Genomic DNA, 9,158 nt, shown 5'->3' on the forward strand with positions numbered 1-9,158 from the left:
GTGAGCCTAGAACCTAATGAAGGTGAGCAACTCGGCGTTCACCACATCGGCATGGGTGGTACACATTCCGTGCGGAAAGCCCTCATAGATCTTGAGCGTGCCGTTCTTTAGAAGCTTTGCGGATAGCGGCGCGGAACCGGCAATGGGCACGATCTGATCGTCCGTGCCGTGCATGACCAGTGTCGGCACGTCGATGATCTTGAGGTCGTTGGTGAAATCGGTTTCCGAAAAGGCCTTGATGCCGTCAAACTGCGCCTTGGCGCTGCCCATCATGGCCTGCCGCCACCAGTTCTGAATGACGCCCGAAATTGGTTTCGCACCCGGCCGGTTGAAGCTGTAAAAGGGACCGCTCGCGAAATCGAGATAGTATTGTGCCCGGTCGGCGGCGAGTGCCTTGCGCCCTTCGTCGAACACTTCCATCGGCACGCCGCCCGGATTGGCAGGTGTCTTCACCAGGAGGGGCGGAACCGCGCCGATCAGCACGAGCTTCGCAACCCGACCCTGAGGCTGGCCATGCTGCGCGACATAATGAGCGGCTTCGCCGCCCCCGGTGGAGTGACCGATGTGGATGGCATTGCTCAGGTCGAGATGCTCAACCACGGCGGCAGCATCGGCGGCGTAGTGATCCATGTCGTGGCCGTCGCTGACCTGTGTGGAGCGGCCGTGTCCACGCCGGTCATGGGCGATGGTGCGATATCCTTGGCTGACGAAGAAAAGCATCTGCGTGTCCCAGTCGTCGGCGCTGAGCGGCCAGCCATGGTGGAAGACGACCGGTTGGGCGTCCTTCGGACCCCAGTCCTTGTAGTAGATCTCAGTGCCGTCCTGGGTGGTGATGGTGCTCATGTTGCTTGATCCTTGCTGTGAGCTACGCAAGTTAGGCGCTTGGTCGGCTGCCTCTTGCGCGAGCGTTAATTTGGGCGGGCCGGTTGCGACGTTCGCGGGGACGGCGCCGAGGAGAACGGCTCGGCGACTTGCCGGTGGCGCGAAGGGCAGCTCTTCAGAGGGTGCCGTTACGCCGCAACGCCGCTTCGCCGCGGCGGGGCGTGTTCGATCCAGTCTTCGAATGATTTTGAACCGATTCGGGCGCCTACACCGGGGACGAGCGAGGGATTATCCAGCTCGGTGCCGAAGTAGAGCGCATGGGGATCGCCGATCACTTTCCTGGGATCGTTGGCGATCTGAAGAAACCGCGCGACCAGTTCGTTCATGCGGAAAGGCTCGGGCCCGGCGATCTCGATCACCCCGTTGACCGGCGCCGAGAGCGCCACGTCGGTCATGATGTCGGCGACATCTTCGGAGGCGATCGGCTGGAAATACGCGGACGAAACGGTTGCAATGTCGCCCACCGTTCCGCCCTGGGCGATGCCGCCCAGGAACTCGAAGAACTGCGTTGAGTGAACGATGGTGTAAGGGATGCCGGAATCCCGGATCAGCTTTTCCTGGGCCATCTTGGCGCGCATGTAGCCGCTCTTTGGCAGGCGCTCGGCGCCCACGATCGAGAGCGCGATGTGGTGCTTCACGCCGGCCGCCTTTCCCGCAGCAAGCAGGTTTCTGCCGGAGGTCTCGAAGAACTCAAGGACGGCCTTGTCTTCGAACGAGGGCGAATTCGCCAGGTCGATGACGATCTGCGCTCCCGCGAGAGCCTCGGCCAGGCCCTCGCCAGTGATGGTGTTGACGCCTGAGTTCGGCGACGCCGCGATAACGTCATGGCCCTTCTTGCGCAATCTCTCGACGGTCTTCGAGCCGATGAGGCCGGTGCCGCCAATAACCACGATTTTCATAGCATTCTCCTGTTTCTGACTTCGAAAAGATCTGCACGGAACACTTCCGACGGGTCCTCACCGTGCCGGTCCTGCATTCGTCAATGAGAGACCGGCGCCTCGGCGGCTCGCCCGACCGCTAGCCGAAGGGGTCGGCTCAAGCGACACTGTCTTCGCAGCCGCCGCTCGCTTGGCCCCGGACCCCATGACCACCGAGGCGGTGCCGTAGTAGGCCGAGCCAATGATGTCGCCATAGATGGCGCAGGACGGAGGCGGTGTTTTCGAGGAATTCCCGAAGAGGTCTGCCAGCATGGCCGGGATCACGAGGTGCCACTGTTGTGAGCGCACGCCGTTGCGGCAACGCCGCCACGACGTCGTGCCCCTCCTGACGCAACCTCTCGACGGTCGCTGACCGGATGTACCGAGTGCCGCCAATGACCATGATTTTCATGTCGATGTCTCCTGAGGCTTGCACTTGTCGAACGCAGCCCGCGCGAGGCGGCCCGATTCGTCACTGCGCCGATACGGCGGCTAGCTCGATAAGCGAGGCGACCGCGCCGGGATGCGAGACGATCAGCGCCGGCGACCCGCCGACGGCGAGGGGCGCGGCCTGCGGCGTCGCGCCGTCCGACACGCAGAATGCATAAACAAGGACCAGAGCTCTTATGATCTTCTGCACGTTTTTGCTCCTGTGCGGCGGTCGTTCGATGCCCAGGAGAATGCGCCCTCTTGGCGCGCGAAAATATTCGACGCACTGCTCGGTCGGATGATCCGAAGGTCTAGGACCGCTGCACTTCAGGAGTGACCGCTCTAGCCGGTCGGCCGAGGGTTAGCTCGGCATATTCGAACGCACCCGGGGTAAGGAGGGGCCGACACAGGAGCTGGGAGGTTTTGGTCGCGCCGCCAACTGGCGTCCAGCTGGTCCACTTCAGCGCCCGCACCGTCTTCGGCGATACCGACGCCTGCAAACTGCACGCGTCGTTGACGCTGTTCTCAGAAGCCAGTTACGACGACTCGACGAGGACACCATGACCCGGATCCGCTCGATGCCGCGGTAATGCGGCATCGGCTGCCGCCGCATACCCTCGAACAGGCGAAGTTCCGTCCACCTCCATGCTTTGTGCGGCGGCCGGCCGGCATGTACGTTCCGCCGTCACCCCCCATGCGGCCTGCCCAAGGGCAGATCAGGGCGAGCGATCTGCGGCCTGGTCTAGATCCTCCGGCAGGGGCACGAAATCATGCTCTCCGGGCACTCCAGGGAAGCGGCGTTCACGCCAATCGGTCTTGGCCCGCTCGATCCGTTCAGCGCAGGAGGAGACGAAGTTCCAGTAGACGTGCCGCGGTTCGGAAAAGGGCTCGCCTCCCATCAGCATCAGCCGGGCTGAATGAAAGGCCGGCGCCTTAAGCACGATTTCGGCGCCGGGTTCGAGCAGTATCAATTCGGCCTCGCGGAACGAGCCCGTCCGGCCGACGATCTCAACTTCGCCGGCGACGACATACACCGCCCGCTCGTGGTGACCGGGCTTGATCTGGTATCGTGCACCGGTGAGCACGATTTCGGCGAACACCATGTCAGAGAAGGTTTTGACGGGCGAGGTCAATCCGTTCGAGGTTCCTGTGATCAAGGTGAACTCCACGCTCCTGGCACACGTCCTCGGTATCTCCAGTTCATTATAATGGGCAAAATCGGCGGCGACTTCCTCATCCTTGCAAGGAAGGGCGACCCAGGCCTGAATGCCGAAAAAATTGCTGCCGGATGCTAGAGCCTCCAGCGACGTCCGCTCCGAATGGACGATCCCCGAACCGGCCGTCATCCAGCTGACTTCACCGGGGCGAAGGGCCTGCGCCTTACCCAAGACTGTCCCGGTGAACGATCTCCCCGTCGATCAGGTAGGTCACGGCCGCGAGACCGATATGGGGATGCGATCCAGTGTCAAAACCCTGGCCCGTATTGAACACCGCGGGGCCCATCTGTTCGAAGAGGACAAAAGGGCCGACCATTCGTCGATGCTTGGAGGGCAATATGCGCCGTACCTTGAAACCGCTCCCGTGTTCACTGGACACCGGCAGAACGACGGTGTCTACGACGCCGGCGTGTCGGATGGTCATGGCTTTATTCCTTCTTGTGCGCTCTGTCCGTTGACGTTCAAACGGGCCGGAACGGAACGGCGTGAAAAAACCGTGTGCATGGCTTTGAGCAGCGCAAATTTCGAGCTCGTGTGCAGTTGTCCGGCGATGTCGCTCGGGTCGGAGGACGACATCCTGGCCGATAGCACCGCTGCAAGATCTTCGGCCATTTCGGGCCGGTCGAGGAGCAGAGGCGCGAAGCTTTGCTGGTCAATCTCGTAAACCACGACGTGGTTCATTGCGCGCAATGTCGAGGTCTCGCCGATGCCGGCTAGCAGACCCGTCTCTCCAAAAAAATCGCCGGGAGCGAGGTGCCCGACCTCCTGCGGATGGGCGTCATCGCCGTGTTCTCGAACAATGATGCCCGCTCGAACGATCATGAGAGACGGCAGCATCTCTCCCTGTCGCACTATGATGTCGCCCTTGCGATAGTCCGCACCGTAACCGTTGCCGCGAGGGCTTCTTTTTCGTCGTCCTTCAATGCCGAGAATATCGGTATCGCATCTATAAGCTTGATCGGCGTGACTTGCGGTAGATTCGCCGTGTCTTCGCTGGGCAGGTCACTCATGAGAATCGAGGAGGAGGGCGGCGTCGCCAGCAGCAAACCCGCGGACTTGGAATGACGATAGACAAGATCGAAGATTTCGTTCGTCGCCGGAATTCGCTGGGCAACATCTTCGACGCGAAAAAACAGATCGACTTCGATCGCTGTCGCATCCAGACCTTTGATAGCGACCGCCGGTGGTGGCTCCTTCAGTATCATGTTGCTGCTTTGCAAGGCCGCGTTCATGACGTCCGCGACGATCGCCGGCATCTTGGTCGGAGCCAATCTTATCGTGACGGACAGTCCGTGGCTCTCCTCGGGGCTGCTGACATTGGTCAGCCCGAGTTTCGCGAGAAAGCTGTTCGGCAGCGCCACGACGTTGTGGGCCAAGGTGAGCAGGTGGGTAGACCGCCAGTTGGTCTCGACAACGCGGCCTTCGGTGCCGTCGCTGAGAACGATCCAGTCGCCAAGCACATAAGGACGGCCGAGGTTGAGCGCGATGCCCGAGAAGACGTCGCTCAGCGTGTTCTGGAGCGCCAGTCCGAGTATGATGGCGAAGACGCCCGAAGTGGCGATCAGCGTTCCGACCGGTGCGCCGAAGACGAATGCCAGAATGGACAGCAGCATTCCCACATAGACTGCGCCCACGACGAGGTCCTGCAGCAGGCGCGCCTCGCGCGGCTTTCGCTCGAACACGAGATAGATGCGGACAAATCCGATCAGCGCCCAGGCGAGGTGAACCCACCAGAGCAACTTAGCGGCCCCGACAAGGATTGCTCCCTCGGTTGTCTCATTGCCCGTTGCCGGCTCGTAGGGGACCACAGCTCCGTCAAGCAGCAGGACCGACATAGTGAGGAAGAATGCGATCTGGACGATCAGCCTCGTGGTGGAGAGCCGCTGCGGAATGACGTGCCAAACGACGATTCCGGTGAAACCGACCAACACCATGTGAAGATGGGGAGAATTCCACCAGTTCATGACCGGACCCGGATCCACGAAAAACCTTATACAATCGAAGCGGATAAGCGATCCTTGTTATTCCTTGCCGTTCTCCAGGATCGCTTCGCTTATCGAGTTCGGCAGCCGGCGCGGCGTCTCGATCACGCCCAGCAGCGGCATGACGACGAGAAAGAATCCGAAGTAGTAGAGGGTCGATGCCTGCATGGCGGGGATGTACCAGCCTTCCGCCGGCTTGGATCCCAGCCACCCGAGAAACAGCGCGTTGGCGACAAACAGCCAGAAGAACCGCCTGTACGAGGGCCGGTAGACGGCCGAGCGCACCTTCGACGTATCCAGCCAGGGCACGAAGAACAACACGGCGATGGCGCCGAACATAGCGAGCACGCCGCCGAGCTTCGAGTCGATCGGGCCGACGTTGAAAGTGACGGCGCGCAAGATCGCGTAGAAGGGCAGAAAATACCATTCCGGCACGATATGAGCCGGCGTCTTCAGCGGATCGGCGGCGGTATGGTTGTCGGGGTGCCCGAGATAGTTCGGCACGTAGAACACGAAGTACGCAAAGGCGAGCAGGAACACCACGGCCCCGAGCACATCCTTCATCGTGGCATGCGGCGTGAAGTCCACGACGTCGGTTTTCGACCTCACATCGATGCCTGCCGGATTGTTCTGTCCGACGATGTGAAGCGCGCAGATGTGCAGTATGACGACGCCCGTCAGCATGAAGGGCAGCAGGTAATGCAGCGCAAAGAAGCGGTTGAGGGTCGGATTGTCGACCGCGAAGCCGCCGAGCAGCAGTTGCTGCACCCAGTCGCCCACCAACGGAATCGCCGTGAAGAAGCCGGTGATGACGGTCGCGCCCCAGAACGACATCTGCCCCCAGGGCAGCACATAGCCCATGAACGCTGTCGCCATCATCAGCAGAAGGTTGGTGCAGCCGAGGACCCACAGCAGCTCGCGCGGCGCCTTGTAGGAGCCGTAATAGAGGCCGCGGGAAACATGGATGTAGACCGCGATGAAGAAGAACGAAGCACCATTGGAATGCAGGTAGCGCAAAAGCCAGCCGGAATTCACGTCGCGCATGATCTTGTCGACGGAGTTGAAGGCCAGCGTCGCGTCGGCCGCATAGTGCATGGCGAGCACCACGCCGGTCACGATCTGCGTTGCCAGCATCATCGAGAGGATGCCGCCGAACGAATAGGCGTAGTTCAGGTTGCGCGGGACTGGATAGGCGATGAACTGATCATGCACCATCCGCGGTAGTGGCAGCCGGGCGTCGAACCAGCGTCCGATCCTCGTCTTGGGCGTATAGGTCGAGTGTCCACCGCTCATCGCGTTACCTCGAGTTCTCAGTATCGACTTGGTCAGGACCGTTTGACCGGCTGTCTCCCGTCACAGACGAGCGCGTTCACTCGCGATTCCGAGCGCTTCTCGGGCAGATGGAGACTCTGACGCCGTTGCGTGAGTAGAGCGGCCGGCCCGTCGCGCGAACAAACCCTTCGCCGCCGCCGCGCCTAACCGACTGCGCCGCCGTGTCGACGGTCCAGAACCTCTTGAGGATCTGCAGCATCTTCGAAAGAACGAATTCCAGGGTCATTTCCGATGCTCCTCGGTCGGGTTGTTGAGGAACCCAAGCATGCCAGCCCTTCTAGTGTGCGAACTATCGTGCCGAGGACGCGTGCGCCTGATACGTTGGTCTATGAGCTCCTGATTGAAAGGCTGCGCCGGACGGTAGAGGCGCAACCGCGCGTTCACAATTCGCGAAGCGCTCATGCGGGTGGGGTGGACCGATCGGCATCCAGCCCCCGGGCGGCGCGACTGCTCTTCGCGCGCCTCTTCCATGAACATCGACCGTCCCTTCCTTGGCCACGAGCAATCGCCCGGGGCACGAGTGAGTGTGGGTGCGATACCCTTCAGCGCCCGCGGTTGGCGGTTGTCGAAGCCATTTGCCGCAAGCGGCGGGGACCGCCGCCGGCGCAGTACTCCGACATCGACAAGTTGGTCGATGAACCTATGAAGGACGGCCGGCGGTCGGTATTTCCAGGAAGCCGGCGGCCGAGTCACGATTGCGAGGACTGCGCGCGGCCGTTGCAGGATGCCGCACTGGCGCTGCCGAGCGCCTCGTCAATGATGCGGCGGATGGTGCGCGCGCAGCGGCCGCACTGGACGCTGCCGCCGAGACAGCCATAGACCTGGCTGATCGAGCGCGTCCGCTCCGCCTCGACGGCGGAGCGGACATCCTGGTCGCTCAACACATTGCATGAGCAGACGATCATGGCGCGATAGTCCCGACCGCGACCTGGTACAGCTCTGACCCGACAAGCGGATCAGTAGTCCCAGACAGCCGGCACGCAACGAAAGACATCGCCGTCCACCGCTACATGGCAGATAGACGGAAATGGCAGGTGAGTGGCCACCAGCGGCTCGCGAGTCGCCGCCAGCTCCCGCAAAAGATTGATGCGGACGCGGGCCGCCTCGTCGGGGTCGTGTTCGAAGCCGTTGTGCCAGTCGGGTTGGTCGAATCCGACCTGGAACACGGCGTCGCCGGCGAAGGTCAGCCGGTCGCCGCCGGACGCCAGGCGAACCACGCTGTGCCCGGGGGTGTGGCCGCCAGTGAGCGTGACGACCACTCCCGGCGCCACCTCGTGCTCCGTCTCAAACGGCCGCAACTGGCTGCGGTACTCGTTCACGAACCGCTTGGCCGCCCGCCGAAGCGCATCCGGGAACCCCGTTGGCATGGAGGCGCGGGAGAAATCGGGCGCCTCCCAGAACTTGAGCTCGGCGGCCGCCACGTGAATGCGCAGATCCGGACGCAGCCGGTCCTTCACCCCGTCGATGAGCAGCCCGCCGATATGGTCCATGTGCATATGGGTGAGCACCACGTCGGTGACGGATGCGAGATCGATGCCGGCGGCCTCCAGTCGCGAGACCAACCGCCCGGCCCTCGGCAAGTGCAAGTCCGGGTCCATGCCCAGCCCGGCGTCGACGAGTATGGTCCGGCCGCCGCTGCGCACGACGACCACGTTCAGCGGCCACTCGAGCACGTCCGGCGGCAGGAACATCTCGTCCAGCCAGGCTGCCCGGACGGCCGGGTCGACGTTGTATGCCATGACCGGGGCTGGTATCGGCAGCACTCCATCGCTGACGATCAGCACGTCGATGTCGCCGACCTGCAGCGCGTAGCGCGACGGAACCAGCTCGGGCTCCGGTCGACCGTTGCCGCGCTTTGCCTTCAGGCTGTCGGCGCAGTGCTGGATCGAGGGGTGTGAAATGTTGTCCAGGCTCATGTTTGTCTCCTGCTGACCACGGCCGTATCGGCCACCTCCGCCGCTGGCGCCCGTGGATCTGGCATAAGCCTCCATGGACCGCCACCTGGCGTCTACGGAGGAAAGTTGCGCCGCCTCGGCCTGCGCCACCATCGGACGGAAGCACCGGTCAGCCGATGCGAAAGTCTATGACAGACCCGTTGCGAGCATGGGTGATATCCCGCGAAAGTCGGAAGACGCCGATATATACGTCCGTGATTATCGGTCTTGCAAAACCGCGAAGCAGCCGTGCCGGCGCGCATACCGGCTAAGGACGGTCTATACAGAGTCATGTGCAAGGGTGACCAGGTCAGTTGCCGCCGGCCCGCGGGCGCGGCGAGCGAGAACTTTACCACCGGCGATTGTATGGCGAACCGTCACGGAGGTGACCCCTAGCGGCTCGATCCGAAGCTGAACGGATGGGCGCTTTCGGGACTACTGAAATCCGCGTGAATGGCGCAAGTA

6 protein-coding genes and 4 pseudogenes are annotated in these 9,158 nt (G+C 62.3%); all 10 read right to left on the minus strand.

Annotated features, from left to right (window positions below; translation table 11 throughout):
- Positions 1-6: 6 nt before the first annotated feature.
- The 10 genes and pseudogenes from EOA85_RS02820 to EOA85_RS02860 all read right to left on the minus strand — a co-directional run bounded on the left by EOA85_RS02820 (position 7) and on the right by EOA85_RS02860 (position 8,675).
- Positions 7-843 (minus strand): alpha/beta hydrolase, encoded by an 837-nt coding sequence (locus EOA85_RS02820; RefSeq protein WP_127208284.1) that lies wholly within the window; start codon positions 841-843, stop codon positions 7-9.
- A 431-nt stretch (positions 844-1,274) separates the two neighbouring features.
- Positions 1,275-1,781: pseudogene (locus tag EOA85_RS02825) on the minus strand (SDR family oxidoreductase); the annotation flags it as partial.
- A 334-nt stretch (positions 1,782-2,115) separates the two neighbouring features.
- Positions 2,116-2,211 (minus strand): annotated as a pseudogene (locus tag EOA85_RS38580) (NmrA family transcriptional regulator); the annotation flags it as partial.
- Between the two features lie 60 nt (positions 2,212-2,271).
- Entirely contained in the window at positions 2,272-2,439 is a 168-nt protein-coding gene (locus EOA85_RS37250; RefSeq protein ID WP_164759462.1) for a hypothetical protein, read from the minus strand.
- 505 nt (positions 2,440-2,944) lie between these two features.
- Positions 2,945-3,869, minus strand: a pseudogene (locus EOA85_RS02835) (pirin family protein).
- A pseudogene (locus EOA85_RS02840) lies at positions 3,866-5,409 on the minus strand (mechanosensitive ion channel family protein). The pseudogenes EOA85_RS02835 and EOA85_RS02840 overlap by 4 nt, the downstream one beginning before the upstream one ends.
- Positions 5,410-5,466: 57 nt before the next feature.
- Positions 5,467-6,720 carry a cytochrome b N-terminal domain-containing protein gene (locus EOA85_RS02845; protein ID WP_127208286.1) on the minus strand — a complete coding sequence of 418 codons (1,254 nt, stop codon included), beginning with the start codon at positions 6,718-6,720 and terminating at the stop codon, positions 5,467-5,469.
- Between the two features lie 76 nt (positions 6,721-6,796).
- On the minus strand, positions 6,797-6,985 hold the full coding sequence (locus EOA85_RS02850; protein ID WP_127208287.1) for a hypothetical protein: 189 nt from the start codon (positions 6,983-6,985) through the stop codon (positions 6,797-6,799).
- 463 nt (positions 6,986-7,448) lie between these two features.
- Positions 7,449-7,664, minus strand: coding sequence for a (2Fe-2S)-binding protein (locus EOA85_RS02855; RefSeq protein ID WP_127208288.1), 216 nt, complete (start codon positions 7,662-7,664; stop codon positions 7,449-7,451).
- Positions 7,665-7,715: 51 nt separating this feature from the next.
- Positions 7,716-8,675 (minus strand): MBL fold metallo-hydrolase, encoded by a 960-nt coding sequence (locus EOA85_RS02860; RefSeq protein WP_245485580.1) that lies wholly within the window; start codon positions 8,673-8,675, stop codon positions 7,716-7,718.
- Positions 8,676-9,158 lie beyond the last annotated feature (483 nt).

The sequence above is a fragment of the Mesorhizobium sp. M5C.F.Ca.IN.020.29.1.1 genome (assembly GCF_003997375.1).
Lineage (GTDB): Bacteria > Pseudomonadota > Alphaproteobacteria > Rhizobiales > Rhizobiaceae > Mesorhizobium > Mesorhizobium wenxiniae.